This window comes from Cryobacterium sp. W22_MBD10_FK3 (genome assembly GCF_052113745.1).
GTDB lineage: Bacteria > Actinomycetota > Actinomycetes > Actinomycetales > Microbacteriaceae > Cryobacterium.
On record NZ_JBGQOH010000014.1, the window covers coordinates 74603 to 91443 of the forward strand.

The 16841-nt window shown below is 71.0% G+C and carries 14 protein-coding genes; 6 read left to right on the plus strand and 8 right to left on the minus strand.

The features are described 5' to 3' along the window. Positions 1-168: 168 nt before the first annotated feature. Entirely contained in the window at positions 169-549 is a 381-nt protein-coding gene (locus ACEN2M_RS13420; protein WP_441648631.1) for a DUF1622 domain-containing protein, read from the plus strand. Between the two features lie 41 nt (positions 550-590). Here the strand turns inward: ACEN2M_RS13420 and ACEN2M_RS13425 are convergent, their stop codons facing one another. From ACEN2M_RS13425 to ACEN2M_RS13440, 4 genes are all read right to left on the minus strand, one after another. Continuing rightward, positions 591-1850, minus strand: a complete 1260-nt coding sequence (locus ACEN2M_RS13425; protein ID WP_441648632.1) for a methyltransferase — start codon at positions 1848-1850, stop codon at positions 591-593. Between the two features lie 279 nt (positions 1851-2129). Next, positions 2130-3122 (minus strand): LLM class F420-dependent oxidoreductase, encoded by a 993-nt coding sequence (locus tag ACEN2M_RS13430; protein WP_441648633.1) that lies wholly within the window; start codon positions 3120-3122, stop codon positions 2130-2132. A gap of 44 nt (positions 3123-3166) precedes the next feature. Further along, on the minus strand, positions 3167-3571 hold the full coding sequence (locus tag ACEN2M_RS13435) for a VOC family protein (protein ID WP_441648634.1): 405 nt from the start codon (positions 3569-3571) through the stop codon (positions 3167-3169). 30 nt (positions 3572-3601) lie between these two features. Then, a complete protein-coding gene (locus ACEN2M_RS13440) occupies positions 3602-4201 on the minus strand; it encodes a signal peptidase II (RefSeq protein WP_441648635.1) in 600 nt (199 codons plus the stop codon). A gap of 164 nt (positions 4202-4365) precedes the next feature. Here ACEN2M_RS13440 and ACEN2M_RS13445 point away from each other — a divergent pair, with 164 nt between their 5' ends. From ACEN2M_RS13445 to ACEN2M_RS13465, 5 genes are all read left to right on the plus strand, one after another. Next, the gene (locus ACEN2M_RS13445; protein WP_441648636.1) at positions 4366-5370 is read left to right on the plus strand and encodes a diacylglycerol/lipid kinase family protein; all 1005 of its coding nucleotides are present in this window, start codon (positions 4366-4368) and stop codon (positions 5368-5370) included. A gap of 35 nt (positions 5371-5405) precedes the next feature. Next, positions 5406-6293: an alpha/beta fold hydrolase gene (locus ACEN2M_RS13450; RefSeq protein ID WP_441648637.1), complete on the plus strand. Its 888-nt coding sequence runs from the start codon at positions 5406-5408 to the stop codon at positions 6291-6293. After that, positions 6290-7027, plus strand: coding sequence for an esterase/lipase family protein (locus tag ACEN2M_RS13455; protein WP_441648638.1), 738 nt, complete (start codon positions 6290-6292; stop codon positions 7025-7027). Before ACEN2M_RS13450 ends, ACEN2M_RS13455 begins: the two co-directional genes overlap by 4 nt. Before the next feature lie 211 nt (positions 7028-7238). Next, positions 7239-9899 carry a DUF4062 domain-containing protein gene (locus ACEN2M_RS13460; protein ID WP_441648639.1) on the plus strand — a complete coding sequence of 887 codons (2661 nt, stop codon included), beginning with the start codon at positions 7239-7241 and terminating at the stop codon, positions 9897-9899. Further along, entirely contained in the window at positions 9896-10732 is an 837-nt protein-coding gene (locus ACEN2M_RS13465; RefSeq protein ID WP_441648640.1) for a hypothetical protein, read from the plus strand. Before ACEN2M_RS13460 ends, ACEN2M_RS13465 begins: the two co-directional genes overlap by 4 nt. Positions 10733-11393: 661 nt before the next feature. Here the strand turns inward: ACEN2M_RS13465 and acs are convergent. From acs to ACEN2M_RS13485, 4 genes are all read right to left on the minus strand, one after another. Further along, complete coding sequence (gene acs, locus ACEN2M_RS13470) at positions 11394-13583, minus strand: acetate--CoA ligase (RefSeq protein ID WP_441648641.1); 2190 nt, start codon at positions 13581-13583, stop codon at positions 11394-11396. Between the two features lie 279 nt (positions 13584-13862). Further along, a complete protein-coding gene (locus ACEN2M_RS13475) occupies positions 13863-14669 on the minus strand; it encodes an ABC transporter permease (RefSeq protein WP_441648642.1) in 807 nt (268 codons plus the stop codon). Between the two features lie 78 nt (positions 14670-14747). After that, the gene (locus ACEN2M_RS13480) at positions 14748-15794 is read right to left on the minus strand and encodes an aliphatic sulfonate ABC transporter substrate-binding protein (protein ID WP_441648643.1); all 1047 of its coding nucleotides are present in this window, start codon (positions 15792-15794) and stop codon (positions 14748-14750) included. 75 nt (positions 15795-15869) lie between these two features. Beyond that, on the minus strand, positions 15870-16676 hold the full coding sequence (locus tag ACEN2M_RS13485; protein WP_441648649.1) for an ABC transporter ATP-binding protein: 807 nt from the start codon (positions 16674-16676) through the stop codon (positions 15870-15872). Positions 16677-16841 lie beyond the last annotated feature (165 nt).

The following is a 16841-nucleotide window of genomic DNA, read 5'->3' on the forward strand; positions in this document are numbered from 1 at the left end:
TCGATCAGCCTACGGCCGCTGAGGTGACTGCGGAGTTTTCGCCGAAGCGCCGACTGAACGGCCCGTGCTGACGGCATTTCGGCACATTCTCCACCTCACCTGATGCCGGTGCAGCGTCAGGCGGGAGTATCTTCGCGCCAACACGGGTGACGGCGGGAGAACCAACGGATGACGTTCGAGGCAGTGGTCGAGGCGGCCGTGCGCGTGGTCGAGGTGGTCGGCGCGGCCATCATGGTGTTCGGCGGGCTGACGGCGCTGCTGGCGGGCATCCCGCGGATGCTGCGCGCGGGTACCCGGCCGACGGCGTACCAGGCCATGCGGCGGGAGCTCGGGCGGGCCATCCTGTTGGGCCTGGAGGTGCTGATCGTGGCCGACATCATCCGCACCATCGTGGTGGAGCCCACCGTGGAGAGCGTGCTGGTGCTCGGCGCGATCGTGATCATCCGGGTGCTGCTGAGTTTCTCGCTCGAGGTGGAGATGGACGGCGTCTGGCCGTGGGCGAGGTGGCGGATGGCGGGCAAGACCGGGTCCGCACAGTCCCCGGACTGACGGCTTCACGGGGCCGAACCGTGCACGCCAGGGGTGCTGGGTCAGGCGCGTCGCAGCCGCCAGAGCGAGGTGACCTCGGCCGCACGGGCCGCGTGCAGCGGGTCGGTGGCGTCGGCGGCCTTCCGGTGCGTCGGCCGAGTGTCGAGCCGGGCGAGAACTGTGAGGCCGGCGTCGTCGACGAGGTCGAGCAGCTCACCCCGGGAACGCAGGCCGAGCAGCTCGCCCAGATTGGACAGGATGAGCCAGCCCTCGCCATCCTCGGTGAGGTGGGCGGCGAGCCCGGCCAGGAAGCCGCGCAGCATGCGGCTGTCCGGGTCGTAGACGGCGGCGTCGGTGCTCGTCGCCACCGACGAGGGCAGCCAGGGCGGGTTGCAGACCACCAGATCGGCGCGCCCGTCGGGAAACAGGTCGGCCTCGATGACCTCGACCTGACCGGCCAGGCCCAGGCGCTCGAGGTTCTCGCGGGCGCAGGCCAGCGCCCGCGGTTCCAGGTCGGTGGCCAGCACCCGCTCGACGCCGCGGCGGGCGAGGATGGCGGCGATCACGCCGGTGCCGGTGCCGATGTCGAAGGCGACCTTTGGGCTGCCGAGCGGTGCGCCGGCCACCAGGTCGAGGTACTCGCCGCGCACGGGCGAGAAGACCCCGTAGTGCGGGTGGATGCGGTCGCCGAGCGCCGCGACCGGCACACCGTTGGTGCGCCACTCGTGCGCGCCGATCACGCCGAGCAGCTCGCGGAGCGACAGCACCACGGGGCCGGCGCCCGGGCCGTAGGCCTCGTCGCAGGCCTGCCGCACGTCGGGGGCGCGGCGCAGGCGCAGGGTGTGCTCGGCGTCGAGCTCCACGAGCACCAGGCCGAGCAGGCGGGCGCGGCGCACTGCCGCGGCGCGGCCGGCCTCGAACGCGGCGGCCATGCCGGTGGTGGGGGTGCGGCGGTGCCGGTCCACCCGCCGGGCCATCGCCGTGAGCAACTGCCGGGCGTTGCGGTAATCGCCCTGCCAGAGCAGGCCGGTACCCGACTTGGCCATCCGGTAGGCGGCATCCGCGGTGAGGGTGTCGTCGACGACCACCACGCGGCGCGGCGCGGGCCAGCCGCCCTCAGAGTGCCAGCGCGCGGTGTGCTCGGTCTCGCCGGTCTGCCAGCGGATCTCGCCGGGTGCGGTGTGCGCGGCGGGCGCGGTGTGCGCGGCGGGCGCGGTGTGCGCGGCGGGCGCTGACGAGCCGTCGGCTGCCGCCGATGCGCCGCCGGGGACTGCCGTGCCGGATTCCGTGGCGCCGGTGTCGGCGGGGGTATTGCTGGACATGGTGTCCGATCTTGTGCCGCTGGGAGTGTGTCTGCCCGGGCTGTGCACACGGGAATGCGGGCCGGGAACTGCGGGGCGGAAGCTCTCGCGCCCGTTCGATTATCGCATCCGTCTCCGCGACCACCGCTCCGGCCGTCAGGAGCCCAGATGAAGGCAACTGTTCCCGAATCGGACATGTGCACCCGGTACGCCGGGTGCAGATGTCCGCATGGGCAACAGTTGCGGGCAGGTCGCGGTCGGGAGCCGGCGGCGGCGGCGGGGGCGGGCGCTGCCGCCGCGCTAGAGCAGCGCCGGCATGACCTCCCGCTCGAACAACTCCAGGCCCGACCTGTCGTAGGCCGCCTCGGGGAAGTAGTGGATCGCGTAGCCGAGGCCGCGCGCCTTCATACCGTTCAGGCGCTCCACGATCTGCTCGGGCGTGCCGACGCCCTGCGCGGTGCCGCTGCGGTACTCGGCCATGAAACCGGCCGCGCCCTCCACCCCGAGGTACGGAGTGACGCGGGCCTCGATGGCGTCCAGCCGCTCGGCCACCTCGGCCTCGTCGCGGCCGATCACGGTGTTGTAGTTGGCCGAGCGCACGATGGCGTCGAAGTCGGTGCCGAGCGTGGCGCAGTGTTCGCGCAACAGGTCGCTCTTGTGCGTGAAACCCCCGGGGGAGCCGTCGAAGTTGGTGTAGTTCGCGTACTGCGCCGCGATCCGCAGCGTCACCTTCTCGCCGCCGCCGGCGATCCAGATCGGGATGCCGCCATCCTGCAGCGGCAGCGGCCGCACGATGGCGCCGTCCACTTGATAGTGCTCGCCGGCCAGGGTGGCGGTACCGGTGGTCCAGGCCTGCCGCATGATCTGCACACCCTCGTCGAGGCGGGCCAGGCGTTCGCCCGCGCGCGGGAAGCCGTAGCCGTATGCGCGCCACTCGTGCTCGTACCAGCCCGCGCCGATGCCCATCTCCACGCGGCCGCCGGAGATGATGTCGATCGTGGACGCGACCTTGGCCAGGTGGGCGGGGTTGCGGTAGCTCATGCAGGTGCACATCTGGCCGAGCCGCACCCGCGTGGTGGTGGCGGCGAAGGCGCTCATCAGGGTCCACGCCTCGTGGGTGGCCTCCTCGCTCGGCACCGGCACGGTGTGGAAGTGGTCGTAGACCCAGATCGATTCCCAGGCGCCGGCATCCGCGTGCGCGGCGAGGCCGCTCATGGTGGCCCACTGCTGGGCGGGGTCGATGCCGACGAGGTCGTGACGCCAGCCTTGGGGAATGAAGAGTCCGAATCGCATGGGCCCAGCCTAGGGGCGGCGGCCGCGCGGCCGCGGAAGCGGTGTCAGGCGGGCAGGACCGCGAACAGCGAGTGGATGTTGCCCTCTGGGTCGGCGAAGAAGCCGGTGAGGTGCCCCCAGTCGCGCTCCATCGGCGCGGCGATGGCCACCGCTCCGTGCTCGACGAGCTCGGCGAACCGGGTGCGCACCTGGTCCGGGCTGGCGCACTGGAAGTTCAGTTCCACGGCCTGGCCGCTGCGCGGTGTCGTGAACGACGGATGGTCGTGGGTGTGTGCTCCCATACCCGCGCGCCGGAAGATGGCCAGCCGCACCCCGACGGGGCCGCCGAGGGCCACGTAGTCAGGCTCCCGCACCGTCACCTCGAACCCGAGCGCATGCTCGTAGAAGTCGGCCATGCCGGCCACGTCGTCGGCCAGCAACGTCACACCCTCGAGCATCATCGCGTCCATACGTCAGACGCTAGCATCGGGCCGGTCGGCTCAGGCCGTGGGGCCCTGGTCCTCCGGTGCGGCGGAGCCGGTGGAGGCGGCGGCGGGCTCGGCATCCGGTTGGCGCAGGTGCACGCCCATCACGGTGAGGATGGCGAGCATGATCGCCCCGGCGAAGATGGCGATGTCGGCGACGTTGCCGATGAAGAGGTTGCCGTAGCCGATGAAGTCCACCACGTGGCCGCGGGCGAAGCCGGGCTCGCGGAAGAGGCGGTCGCCCAGGTGCGTGGTGGCGCCGCCGAGCAGCAGGCCGAGGGCGATCATCCAGCCGCGGGATTCGACCCGCCAGGTGAGCATGGTGATCCAGACCACGGCGCCGGCGGCGAGCACCGCGAACACCCAGGTGAAGTCGGAGCCGATCGAGAACGCGGCGCCAGGGTTGTAGACGAGCACGAAGCGGATCAGGTCGCCGATCAGGGGAATCGTCTGGCCGTCGCCGAGCGCTGACACCGCCCACCACTTGCTGCCCTGGTCGAGCAGGATCACCACCACGGCGATGGCGAAGGCCGGCCAGGCCAGCCGGGAAGCGCGAAAGGGGCGGGTGGGAGTCGACGGTGAGGTCGACGGCGGGGTCGGGGTGGCAGAGGTCACCTGAATATGGTCTCAGGCTTTGGCCCGGCCCCGCGCAAGAATGCGCCTGCTTCGCTGACAATCCGCCGGACGGGCCGTGTAGCGTAGATGCACCCGTACGCTGCCGGCCGCAGCGGGACCGACCCGAGCGTGACCATCCGCTCACCTGCCTGAGGAGACCGCGCATGTCGTCACCGACCGACACCGAGGCCACGACCGGCGACACCGCTGCCGGCACCGGCGTGGCCGCCGTCGTGTACAACCCCATCAAGGTGAACCTCGACGCCATCAAGAAGGCCGTCGCCGCCGAAGAGGCCCAGGCCGGCTGGGGCGAGACCCTGTGGTTCGAAACCTCCAAGGAAGACCCGGGCCAGGGCGCCGCCCAGGCCGCGATCGACGCCGGCGCCACCGTGGTGATCGCCGCCGGCGGCGACGGCACCGTGCGCGCCGTGGCCGAGATCGTGCACGGCAGTGACGCGGCCCTGGCGCTGCTGCCGTCGGGCACCGGCAACCTGCTGGCCCGCAACCTGAACCTCTCGCTGGACAACCTCGAACACTCGATCCACACGGCGTTCAGCGGCACCGACCGCCAGGTCGACATCGGGCGGATCGAGATCCGGCACGAGGACGAGAGCATCAGCAAGCACGCCTTCCTGGTGATGGCCGGACTGGGCCTGGACGCCAAGATGCTGGCCAGCACCAACGACGAGCTCAAGGCCAAGATCGGCTGGCTCGCCTACGTGGGCGCGATCATCACCGCCCTGCGCGACCGCAACCAGCTGCGCCTGCGCTACAGCCTCGATGGCGGCCCCACCAAGTCGGTGCGGGCGCACACCGTGATCGTGGGCAACACCGGCACCCTCACCGCCAACGTGCTGCTGCTGCCCGAAGCCGTGATCGACGACGGCCAGTTCGAGATGCTCATGCTGCGCCCGGAGGGATTCGTGCACTGGGTTCAGATCATCGTGAAGGTGTTCTGGGAGAACGGCGTGCTGCGCCGCACCCCGCTGGGCCGGCGCATGATGACTAAGGAGGTCGAGGCCCTCAACTACGTCAAGGGTCGCGAGGTCACGGCCAAGCTCAGCCGCCCCGAGGAGATCGAGCTCGACGGCGACGGCTTCGGCGCCGCGACCGCCTTCAAGGCGCGGGTGCTGCCCGGCGGCCTGCGCGTGCGGGTGCCGCAGGAGTGACGGCGGTGCCCCGCGGAGCGTATTCCGCTACCGGCATGCCCCGCGGCGAGCGGATGCGCGAGGTGCGACTGCCCTCGACCGGCGTCACCGTGCACGTCTTCTCCACCCCGGGCCCCGGCATCGCGGAGGCGCCGGTGTTCGTGCTCGTGCACGGCATCGGCATGTCGCACCGCTACCTCAACCGGCTGCACGGCGAGCTGGCGCAAGCGGGCGCCGTTCACTCGGTGGACCTGCCCGGCTTCGGCCGCTCGCCCAAACCCGACAACGGGGTGACCATCGAGCAATACGCCGACTACCTGGGCGAACTGCTGCCGCGGCTCAACGGCCGGCCGGTCGTGCTCGTCGGGCACTCCATGGGCGCCCAGTTCGTGACCGAAACCGCCGTGCGGTATCCGGCCCTGGTGGGGCACCTGGTGCTGATCGGCGGCGTCACCGACCCCACCCGGGACTCGGCGCTCCGCCAGGGACTGGCGCTGGCCAGGGACACCCTCAAGGAACCGATCAGCGGCACCCTGATCGTGCTGGGCGACTACCTGCGTTGCGGTCCGCGCTGGTACCTCGCCACGCTGCGGCCGATGCTGTCGTATCGCACCGACCTGCGGCTGCGGGACGTGCGCGCGCCGACCCTGGTGCTGCGCGGGGCGGACGACCCGGTGTCCCGCCACGAGTGGGGCGTGCACCTCGCGGCGCAGGCGCCGCGGGGGACGATGCTGGAGCTGCCCGGCCGGCACCTCGTGCAGTTCAGCGCGGCCACGGCCACGGCGGGGGCGATCCGTGCGCACCTCCTGGCGCCGGTGCCCCCTGCGCCGGTGCCGACTGTGCCGGCCCTCGGCCTGCCGGTCGTGCCCGTCCTGCCCGTCGTTGGCGGTGCGCCCGGCCTGCCGGCAACTCCCCTCCGGCCCGCCGAGCCCGTCGCGCCATGACCCGCAAGCCCGCTGGTTCGCTGTGGCCCCGCCTGCGTGGCGGGCTGCGCAACGCGGGCTCCTGGCTGCTCGACTACCGGTATGCCGTGATCGCGCAGGCCAGGGCCGCGCTGTCCAGCGCCCGACCGGAGGATTTCGGCACCGGCGACCTGGCGCCGGTGCTGATCATTCCGGGCATCTACGAGAACTGGCGGTTCATGCGCCCGCTGATCGACGCCCTGCACGAGCAGGGGCATCCGGTGCACGTGGTACCCAGGCTCGGCACCAATCGGCGCCCTGTCGTGCCGTCGGCCGAGGTCGTGGCCGATTACCTGCGCGGCCGTGACCTGCACGATGTGGTGATCGTGGCCCACAGCAAGGGCGGCCTGATCGGCAAATACCTGATGACGCAGCTCGACCCCCGCGGCCGGGTCGTGCGCCTGATCGCCATCAGCACCCCGTTCTCGGGTTCGAGCTACGCCCGCTACATGCTCATGCCGAGCCTGCGCGCATTCGTGGGCACCACCCCGTATCTGGTGGCCCTCGGCGCCGACGAACGGCTGAACAGCAGGGTGGTGTCGATCTTCGGCCGCTTCGACCCGCACATTCCCGAGGGCAGCCTGCTGCCCGGCGCCGAGAACGTGCTGATCAACACCGGCGGCCACTTTCGCATCCTCAGCCACCCCGACACGCTCCGGCAGGTGCTCGCCGCCGCCGCCGCTCGCCCCGACCCGCCCGAGCATCCAGAGCCCTAGAGCCCGCGAAAGCGGCCATGGTGCTGCCTCAGCGCAGCGTGGCAGCCACACCACCGCTCTCGCGAGATGGCGGGCGTGAGGGGGCGAGCGAGGGGGCGCGCGGGACCGGGCGAATCCGGGTATTTTTGGCGCAAAGTGCGTCTTCGGAACCAGCAGCTCCCGCGCGGACGGCCGGTTCGTCCATGATCGTCTCCTGAGCAGGAGGGCACCCATGACCGGGCTGTCATCGGCTATCCGCACCCCCGACCAGAAGCTGCGGGTGTTCATCAGCTCGACCCTGCGGGAACTCGCTCCGGAGCGGAAGAGCGCCCGCGTGGCGGTGGAACGGCTGCATCTGGCGCCGGTGATGTTCGAGCTCGGCGCCCGCCCGCATCCGCCCCGCGACCTGTACCGGGCGTACCTGGAGCAGAGCAATATCTTCGTGGGCATCTACGGCGACAGGTACGGCTGGGTGGCGCCCACCGAGTCCGTCTCCGGTCTGGAGGACGAGTTCAACCTCTCCGGGGCGCTGCCCAAGCTCATCTATATTCGCGAAACCGACGGTGAGAGGGAGCCCAGGCTGAACGAGTTGCTCGATCGCATCCGAACCGACGACACCGCGTCGTTCAAGTACTTCTCCGACGCGGATGCCCTCACCGGGCTGCTCGAGGCCGACCTCGCGATCCTGCTGGCCGAGCGCTTCACCGCCGGCACCGCGGCTGCTCCGCCCGACCAGGATGCCCCGGCCGACGAGGCGCTGAGCACCTTTCCGTCGCCCGTCACCGAGCTGATCGGCCGGTCCCGGGAGGTGGCCGGCCTCAAGCGCACCCTGGCCCGGGAGTCCGTGCGGCTGGTGACGGTGACCGGCCCCGGCGGAATGGGCAAGACCCGGCTGGCGATCGACGTGGGCGAAGACCTGGCTCCGGAGTACCCGGACGGGGTGTACTTCGTGGACCTCGCGCCGGTGCAGGACCCGGCGAACGTGGCCACCGCGATCGCGCAGACCCTCGGGGTGCGCAACACCGGCGACGGCCCGGTGGAGGACAAGCTCGTCATGGCCCTGCGTAATCGCCGGGTGTTGCTCGTGCTCGACAACTTCGAGCAGGTGCTGCCCGCCGGCGCCGTGGTGGCCCGGCTGCTGGCCGCCCTGCCCAGCCTGAACGTGCTGGTCACCAGCCGCGCCCTGCTGCGCGTCAACGGGGAGCACAACTTCGAGCTCGGCCCGCTCGCCCAACCGCATCCCAACGGCGACGACCGGGCGGGCGCCGTGCACCTCGCCGCGGCCCGGCGCTCGCCGGCGGTGACCCTGTTCGTGGAGCGGTCCAGGGCGGTACGGCCCGATTTCGAGTTGACCGGGGAGAACGTGGAGGCCGTTGTGCGGATCTGCGTCGCGCTGGACGGGGTGCCGCTGGCGCTGGAGCTCGCGGCCGCGCGCATCCGGTTGCTCTCGCCCGACCTGATGCTCGCCCGCCTGGACCGTCGCCTGCCGCTGCTCTCCGGCGGCATGACAGACCTGCCGGCCCGCCAGCAAACCCTCCGCCGCACCATCGAATGGAGCACCCAGCTGCTCGGCGACGAGGAACGCCAACTGCTCGCCCAACTGGGCGTCTTCGTGGGCGGGTTCACCCTGGAGGCCGTGGAGAGTGTCTGCTCCGCCGACGATGACGCCGACACCGACGTGTTGAGCATGCTCGGCGTGCTCGTGGACAGCAGCCTGGTGCGGCAGGAGGAGCGGCCCCGGCAGACCTACTTCACAATGCTGGCGACGGTGCGGGAGTACGCGCTGGAGCAATTGGAGGCCTCCGGCAGCCTCGACGCCCTGCGGCGGGCCCACGCGGAGTACTACGTGGGTGTCGCGGCCGCGGCCGACCGGCTGCTCGACGGCGAACAGCAGGGCGAATGGATGTCCAGGCTCGTCGACGACCGGGAAAACCTGCGCGCCTGCGAGCGCTTCTACCTCGACAAGGGCGAGTGGGAGAGCGCGACGGCCTTCGCGTGGTCGCTCTACCTCTACTGGTGGATCGGCGGCCACCTGGGCGAGGTGCGCGGCTGGATGGATGAGGTTCTGGCCGCGGATGCCGAGCTGTCGCCGGCCGCGCGCGCCCGGGCGTTGTACTTCACCGGCGCCATCCGGTTCTGGCAGGACCCTGTCGAGGGCATCACCCAGACGCTCACCGAGAGCGCCGAGCTCTTCGCGCAGGAGGGGCTGCCGCGCGCGCAGGCGCTGACGTTGGTGTCGGTGGCTCTGGCGGCACTGGAACACGGCAACGCGGAGGAGGCCGAGTCGGTGCTGGAGACCAGCCTGCACCTCTTCCGCAGCGCTGGCGACCGCTGGGGAGAGGCGATGGCGCTGGTGTCGCTGGGGCTCGCGGCCGTACTGCAGCAGAAACTGACCCGAGCCCTCAACCGCTTCGAGGAGAGCCTCGCGTTCACCCTCCGCCAGAAGGACCAACTCGGCGCCACCATCGCCTTGCACCACTGCGGCTGGGCGCATCTGTTCCTCGGCGACGTGCCGGCGGCCACCGTCGAGTTCGAGGACGCCCTGGTGCGGTCGCGGGACGTGGGGCACAACGAGGGGGTCGCGTACGGGCTGGAGGCGCTGACGGCGATCGCCGCCCAGACCGGTGATGTGGTGCGCGCCGGGCGGTTGTTCGGTGCCGCCCTGTCGCTGCGGGAACAGACCGGGCTGTTCAACGCGCCGTCGATCTCGTTCCACCGGGCCTGGGTTGGTCCGCTGCAGGGCGGCGCGCAGGGGGCGGAGTTCGCCAAAGGCGAGGCGGAGGGGCGTCGCCTGAATGTGCGTGCCGCGGTGTCGTACGCGCTGCCGCCGGCCAAGGGCGGGGCGGTTGACCTGTTCGAGGAGCGGCTGTCGGTGTCGAAGGACACCGAGTGACCCGCCCGGCGGCCCTCACCCGGCAGGGCCCCGACCGGCTGCGCCCCGCCGCCCGATGGCTGGCGGTGCTGCTGGTGCCGTTCCTGGTGGTGGCCAGCGTGCTGCTCTACCTCTTCCCCACCCGCACCGAGGTGCTCTTCGCCTGGACCATCGCCCCGCCGCTCAGCGCCCTGTTCCTGGCCTGCGCCTACATCGGGGGCATCTGGTTTTTCGCCAGGGTGGCGCGGGAAACGCGGTGGCACCGGGTGCATCGCGGATTCGTGGCGGTGCTGGTGTTCGCGTCGCTGCTGCTGGTGGCCACGCTTCTGCACTGGGACCGGTTTCATCAGGGCACCTTCATCTTCGCGGTTTGGGCCACGTTGTACGTGACGACCCCGTTCCTGACCGCGGCCGTGCTGTGGTTGCACCGGGGTGTCGACAGTGGCAGGCCGGAGGAACGGGACTACCTGCTGCCCGGCGGCGTGCGGGCGGTGCTGGTGGCGGTGGGCCTGGCCGCGCTCGCCGCCGGGCTGGCGCTGTTCCTCTTCCCTGTGCAGTTCGGGCAGTCCTGGGCCTGGGACCTCACCCCGCTGACGGCCCGGGTGGTCGGGGCGGTGCTCACCCTGCCCGGCATGGTGAACCTGTTCCTGGTGCGGGATGCGCGTTGGAGCGCCTTCCGCGAGGTGTTCCAGGCGCAGATCGTGAGCCTGGCCTTCATCCTGCTGGCCCTGTTTATCGGCCGCGATGCCCTCACCGGGCCGGGCGCCGTGCCGGTGGTGGTCGGGCTGTGCGTCTCGTTCCTCGCCTACGTCACCTTCTACGTCTACTGCGAGCGTCGCCGCCGCGTTTCCTGACCGACCGGCGCGCCCGTGTCGCCTGACCCGCCGGCGCGCCCGTGTCGCCTGATCGTCCGGCGCGCCCGTGTCGCCTGGCCCTCCGGCGCGCCCGTGTCAGCTGACCGTGCGGCGCGCCCCGTGTCGCCTGACCGTCTGGCGCGCCCGTGTCGCCGATCGTCCGTGCTGCCCGAGCTGCCTGACCGCCCGTGCCGCTCGGCACCCCGCGCATCCTGACCTCGCCCTCCAGACCTCGCCCCACACATCCAGAAGTCCCCGGCCATGACTGGCCCGGTTTTGCTAGTCCCAGCCGTCCCGGCACTAGCAATTTCGGGCCAGTCATGATCTGCGTCACCGGGACTGGCCCGGTTTCGCTAGTTGAAACCGTCTTGCCACTAGCGAATATGGGCCAGTCAAGTTGGGTGCCGTGACTGGCCCGGTTTTGCTAGTTGAAACCGTCTTGCCACTAGCGAATGTGGGCCAGTCAAGTTGGGTGCCGTGACTGGCCCGGTTTTGCTAGTCGGAGCTGTCCGGGCACTAGCAATTGTGGGCCAGTCATGATCTGCGTCACCCGGACTGGCCCAGTTTTGCTAGTCGGAGCCGTCGGGGCACTAGCGAATTCGGGCCAGTCATGGCTCGGGGAGGAGGGGAGGAGGGGATGTGGGTGGGCCGGCGGGGCGGGTTAGGGGCGGGCGGCCTGCACGATGGCCTGGATGCGGCCGGGCACGGTGTCGTCTTGCAGCGAGGTGACATCGCCGAGGGGGCGGCCGTCCACGATGTCGCCGAGCAGCCGGCGCATGATCTTGCCCGAGCGGGTCTTGGGCAGGTCCGGCACCAGGAACACGTCGCGCGGCTTGGCCACCGCGCCGATCTCGTGGGTGATGTGCGCCCGCAGCTGCGGGGCCAGCTCGGCGGCCAGGGCCAGCCAGGCGGCCGGTTCATCCGTGGCCGGGGCCACCGCGGGGATCACGAACGCGGCGATGCCGTCGCCGGTGGTCGCATCCGCCACCCCGACGACGCCGGACTCGCCGACGGCCGGGTGCGACACCAGCGCCGACTCGATCTCGATGGTGGAGAGCCGGTGTCCGGAGACGTTGATCACGTCGTCTACCCGGCCGAGCAGCCAGATGTCGCCGTCGTCGTCGTATTTGGCGCCGTCGCCCGAGAAGAAGTAGCCCTGCTCACTAAAGCGCGCCCAGTAGGAGTCCCGGTAGCGCTCCGGGTTGCCCCACACCGTGCGGGCCATGCCCGGCCAGGTGCCGGCCAGCACCAGGTACCCGCCGGTGCCGTGCGGCACCGGCTGGCCCGCGTCATCCACCACCAGGGTGCTGAGCCCCGGCAGGGCGCGCAGGGCGCTGCCGGGCTTGAGGGTGCTCACGCCGGGCAGCGGCGCCATCACGGCGGCGCCGGTCTCTGACTGCCACCAGGTGTCCACGATCGGGGCGGAGCCCGCGCCGACGTTCTCCCGGAACCATACCCAGGCCTCCGGGTTGATCGCCTCGCCGACCGAGCCGAGCAGGCGGATGCTGGACAGGTCGTGTTCGGCGGGCAATCCAGTGGGGAACCAGGTCATGAAGGTGCGGATGAGCGTGGGCGCCGTGTAATAGGTGGTGACGCCGTACCGCTGGATGATCTCGAAGTGCCGGCCGGGGTGCGGGGTGTTCGGGGTGCCCTCGTAGATCACCGAGGTGGTGCCGTTGGAGAGCGGCCCGTAGTGCACGTAGCTGTGCGCGGTGACCCAGGCGAGGTCGGCGGTGCACCAGTGCACGTCGTCCTCCTTGGCGTCGAAAACCGCCCAGTGGCTCCAGGAGGCGTGCGTGAGGTAGCCGCCGCTGGTGTGCACCAGGCCCTTGGGCTTGCCGGTGGTGCCGGAGGTGTAAATGATGAACAGCGGCGTCTCGGCGTCGAAGAACTCGGGCTCGTGTCTGTCGGATGCCGTGTCGACGGTGTCGTGCCACCACACGTCGCGGCCGGGGGTCCAGGGGATGTCCGGGGTCAGGTCGCCGGTGCGGCGCACCACCAGCACGTGCTCGATCGAGTCCACGTTCGCCACGGCCTCGTCGGCGGCCGCCTTCACCGGCACCGCCTTGCCGCGGCGGAACTGGCCGTCGGTGGTGACGAGCAGCTTGGCGCCGGTGTCTTCCACCCGGAAGCGCAGCGCCTCGGCGGAGAACCCGCCGAACACCAACGAGTGGATGGCGCCGATGCGGGCCACGGCGAGGGTGATGATGATCGTCTCGGGGATCACCGGCAGGTAGATGACCACCCGGTCGCCCTGCACGATGCCGAGGTCGGTGAGCGCGTTGGCGGCCCGGGCGACCTCTTTCTCGAGGTCGGCGTAGGTGAGGGTGCGCCGGTCGCCGGGTTCGCCCTCGAAGTGGAACGCGACCTTGTCGCCGCGGCCGGCGGCCACATGCCGGTCGACGCAGTTCACCGCCACGTTGAGCTTGCCGCCGGCGAACCACTCCGCCTGCGGCACGCTCAGCACGCCGTCGGCATCCGGGCTGGTGGGCTGCCAGCTGTGGTCGGTGTGCCAGGGTTCGGCCCAGTCGAGCCGGTTGGCCTGCTCGGTCCAGAACGCGACCGGGTCGGCGGCGGCCTTCTCGTACCAGGAGGCGTCGACGTTGGCCTGGGCGGCGAAGGCCGCGGGAGCCGGGTAGCGGCGGTGCTCGGTGGAGAGGTTGCGGATGGTGGCGCTGGTGTCGGTCCAGTCGGCGGTGGCGGCGCGGGTGGCCGGGGTGTGGGTGTCCGGGGCGTGGGTCTCGGCGTGGGCGTGCGTGCTGGTGCTGGTGCGGGTGCGGGTGCTGGTGCTGGTGCTGGTGCTGGTGCTGACGGCGGTGTCGGTGTCCGTGCTGGTGTCGGTGTTCGGCATGGGCACACTCCGGGGGTGATTCGGGATGGGGCTGGTGGTCATGTTCGACGCTACGCAGCGTGGGCATCCGGTGCGGGGGGCGGCGCAACGCGGCGTAACCTGCGGGGCGGGCAGCCCCGTCGGTGTGGATTGCTCGCTGGTGGCGCACCTTACTGTTCGTGGCGCACCATATTTCTCGTGGCGCACCTTAACTGGCACTACAACCTGCGCCGCGAGCATGAACCTGCGCCGCGAGCGTGAACCTGCGCTGCGAGCACGAACCTGCGCCGCGAGCGTTGGTCAGGCCCACTTGGTGATGGCCCACTTCTCGAAGACGCCCAGGATGGCGTCGGTGAGCTTGCCGAGCAGGGCGAGCAGGATGATGGCGACCAGGATGCGGTCGATTCGGCCGTTGGTGCCCGAGATCGAGAGCAGGTAGCCCAGTCCCATCGAGGCGCCGAGCAACTCAGCGGCCACCAGGAACAGCCAGGCCTGGGCGAGCGCGAGCCGCAGCCCGGAGATGACCGACGGGACCACGGCGGGCAGCTGCACGGCGGTGAAGAGTTTAACGCCACGCAGTCCGAAGGCGCGGCCTGCTTCGACGAGGTGACGGTCGACATGCCGCAGCGCCAAGGCCACTGTTGTGTAGACCGGGAAGAAGGCGCCGATGGCGACCAGGACGATTTTGGACTCTTCGCCGTACTTGAGCCAGATGATCAGCAGTGGCACCCAGGCCAACGACGGCACCGCGCGGATGGCGCCGAGGGTCGGGGCGAAGAGCACGTCGGCGGCTCGGGAGAGCCCTACCAGCGCGCCCGCGACGAGGCCGAGGGCCGCGCCGGTGACGAATCCGATGAGCACCCGCTGGGTGGAGATCGCCACGTAGAGGGTGAGTTCACCACGGTCGAACAGGTCGACTGCGGCGATCCAGACCATGGCCGGTGACGGCAGCTGGGAGACGGTGACCAGGCCGAGGACGCTGCTGAGTTGCCACGCGATGAGGATCAGCACCGGCAGCAGCAGCCCGCCGAGAATGCGCACCCCGCGCCGCGAGGTCAGCGGCCGGCGCACGGCTGGTGCCGTGCTCGGGGCGAGGGTCTCGGTCATCGGGGGCCTTCCGTGCGGGTGAATGTGATGAGACGGATGCCGGGACGGCCGGCGTGCGGCCGCCGCGGCATCCGGTGGTTACTCGACGATCGTCGGGTCGGCCTTCGTGGCGAACGTGTCGTTCACGATGGTGTCGAGAGCGTCGTCGACCTTGCCCTGGTTGAGCACGTCGCCGGTCTCGACGAAGATCGGGCCGATGGTGGTGAGCACGTCGATCTGGGCGTCGCCGGGAACGTTGTCGACACCGAGGTTGGAGCGCTCGGTGATGACCTTGGTGGCGACGGCGAGGTCGAGGCCGGCCACGTCGGCGAGGATCTGGGCGGTCTCTTCTTCGTTCGCCAGGGCCCAGGCGCGGGCGTGCTCGTAGACGTCGACGACGGTCTGGGCCACATCCGGCTTCTCGGCGATGAAGGACTCGGTGGCGTTGAGGAAGCCGTAGCTGTTGAAGTCGACGTTGCGGTAGGCGAGCTCCGCACCGGCGGCTTCGGCGCCGGCCATGATCGGGTCGAGTCCGGCCCAGGCGTCGACCGAGCCGTTCTGCAGGGCGGCCCAGCCGTCGGCGTGCTGCAGGTTCTGCACGGTGACGTCGTCCAGGCTCAGGCCGGCCTCTTCGAGCGACTGCAGCAGGAAGAAGTACGGGTCGGTGCCCTGGGTGGCGGCAATCTGCTTGCCCTTGAGGTCTTCGACCGAGGTGATGTCCGAGCCCTCGGGCACGACGAGCGCGGCCCACTCGGGCTGCGAGTAGATGTCGATCACCTGGATGGGCGAGTCGTTCGAGCGGGCGAGCAGCGCCGCGGAACCGGCGGTGGAGCCGACGTCGATGGCGTTGGCCCGCAGGGCCTCGTTGGCCTTGTTCGAGCCGGCGGACTGCACCCAGTTCACCGTGATGTCCTGGTCGGCGAGGGCATCTTCGAGCCAGCCCTTTTCCTTGATCACCAGGCTGAGCGGGTTGTATGTGGCGAAGTCGATGTTGAGGGTGCCGCCATGGGTGACGATGCCGGCATCGTCGGTGCTCGCGGCGGCCTCGGCGGCGGGCTGGTTCTCACCGGCGACGCAGCCGGTGAGCAGCAGGGCCGCGGCGGCGGCCGACGCGATGAGGGCGGTGGCTGTGAAGCGATTCTTCATGACAGGTCTCTCGTTGGGTGCGGGTCTGGACGTGAGGCGGGCATCCGTGCTGTGGATGTGGTGCGGTCGGGCTGGTCAGTAGGGGAAGTGCGGGATGCTCGTTCCGGTGGCGACCCCGCGGGCATCGCCGTGCCGGTTGATGCCGAGGCCGGCGAGCAGGCGCCCGCGCAGTTCGGCCAGTTCCGCCGAGCCGCGGTCGCGGGGCCGGTTGCCCGGCACGGTGAGCTGCTGCACGATCGTGGCGCCGGGCCGGCTGGAGCCGTCGGCCTCGCTCGGGGCCGGCTCCTGGCCGAGCAGGATGACGCGGTCGGCCAGTTGCAACGCCTCGTCGACGTCGTGGGTGACCAGCAGCACCGTGGTGGGGGCGGCGGCGTGCACATCGAGCAGCAGGTCCTGCATCTTCATCCGGGTGAGGGCATCCAGGGCGCCGAACGGTTCGTCGAGAAGCAGCACGCCGGGGTTGCGGGCCAGGGCGCGGGCCAGCGAGGCGCGCTGCGCCATGCCGCCGGAGATCGCGGCGGGCCGGTGCCCGGCGAAGGCAGTGAGGCCCACGAGGTCGAGCAGCTCGGCCACCCGGGCGCGGCCGGACTCGCGGGCGGTGCCGCGCGGCAGGCCGAGGGCAACGTTGGCGGCCACGGTGCGCCAGGGCAGCAGGCGCGGCTCCTGGAAGCCCACGGCGCAGCGGGTGTCGAAGGCGGTGACGGGGGAGCCGTCGATCCGCACCGAGCCGGCGCTGGGGGAGTCCAGCCCGCCGGCGATGCGGAGCAGCGTGGATTTGCCGCAACCGCTGGTGCCGAGGATCGCGAGCACCTCGCCGGGGTGCACCGTGAGTGACACGTCGCGCAGCACCGGGCGGGCGCCGGCGGATGCGGTCGTACTGATGGCGCCGGTCGACGTGCCGGTGCGGGTGCCGGTGCCGGTGTGGCCGGCCGCTGTCTCTTCTCCACACCTTACGCTGCCGACGACCACAAGTTCGTGTCGATCTCGGTGGTCGCCGTATCATTGAAAAGGGGGGGGGGGGGGGGGGGGGGGGGGGGGGGGGGGGGG

Excerpts from the sequence above, each read along its gene's own strand:
- ACEN2M_RS13455 (WP_441648638.1), top strand. The coding sequence starts at position 6,290 with ATGACCCGCAAGCCCGCTGGTTCGCTGTGGCCCCGCCTGCGTGGCGGG.
- ACEN2M_RS13425 (WP_441648632.1), bottom strand. The coding sequence starts at position 1,850 with ATGTCCAGCAATACCCCCGCCGACACCGGCGCCACGGAATCCGGCACG.
- ACEN2M_RS13460 (WP_441648639.1), top strand. The coding sequence starts at position 7,239 with ATGACCGGGCTGTCATCGGCTATCCGCACCCCCGACCAGAAGCTGCGG.
- ACEN2M_RS13445 (WP_441648636.1), top strand. The coding sequence starts at position 4,366 with ATGTCGTCACCGACCGACACCGAGGCCACGACCGGCGACACCGCTGCC.
- ACEN2M_RS13475 (WP_441648642.1), bottom strand. The coding sequence starts at position 14,669 with ATGACCGAGACCCTCGCCCCGAGCACGGCACCAGCCGTGCGCCGGCCG.
- acs (WP_441648641.1), bottom strand. The coding sequence starts at position 13,583 with ATGCCGAACACCGACACCAGCACGGACACCGACACCGCCGTCAGCACC.
- ACEN2M_RS13435 (WP_441648634.1), bottom strand. The coding sequence starts at position 3,571 with ATGGACGCGATGATGCTCGAGGGTGTGACGTTGCTGGCCGACGACGTG.
- ACEN2M_RS13430 (WP_441648633.1), bottom strand. The coding sequence starts at position 3,122 with ATGCGATTCGGACTCTTCATTCCCCAAGGCTGGCGTCACGACCTCGTC.
- ACEN2M_RS13480 (WP_441648643.1), bottom strand. The coding sequence starts at position 15,794 with ATGAAGAATCGCTTCACAGCCACCGCCCTCATCGCGTCGGCCGCCGCC.
- ACEN2M_RS13420 (WP_441648631.1), top strand. The coding sequence starts at position 169 with ATGACGTTCGAGGCAGTGGTCGAGGCGGCCGTGCGCGTGGTCGAGGTG.
- ACEN2M_RS13450 (WP_441648637.1), top strand. The coding sequence starts at position 5,406 with ATGCCCCGCGGCGAGCGGATGCGCGAGGTGCGACTGCCCTCGACCGGC.